The sequence below is a fragment of the Vallitalea maricola genome, from assembly GCF_036985595.1.
In the GTDB taxonomy this organism is placed as follows: Bacteria; Bacillota; Clostridia; order Lachnospirales; family Vallitaleaceae; genus Vallitalea; species Vallitalea maricola.
Genome location: NZ_BTPU01000198.1, coordinates 1 through 286, shown reverse-complemented (window position 1 = coordinate 286; position 286 = coordinate 1). Strand labels below are relative to the sequence as shown.

The window sequence follows — 286 nt, the reverse complement described above, 5'->3', positions numbered from 1 at the left end:
GCCTGCAGCGCCAATGAGGCATAATTGATATGGCCAGCCAAACGCTAAAATATCACCAACTGTCCATAATAAAGCTAAGGTGGTTAGTTGTAAAAAACCAATAACGCGCTTATCGTTTTCAGCAAATAAAATAGCGGTAGATTTCACCCCAATTTTAAGATCATCATCTCTATCAACCATAGCGTACATAGTATCGTAAGCCACTGTCCAACATAGGTTGGCGGTAAACAGCAACCAAGCAACTAACGGTATTTCACCTTGAGCTTCAGAGAAAGCCATTATCATG

General features: G+C 40.9%; 1 protein-coding gene. It reads right to left on the bottom strand.

The genetic code is table 11. The features are described 5' to 3' along the window. Positions 1 to 279: UbiA family prenyltransferase (locus AACQ14_RS23860; protein WP_339366036.1), on the bottom strand; the 279-nt coding region annotated here is incomplete at its 3' end. Positions 280 to 286: the final 7 nt, after the last annotated feature.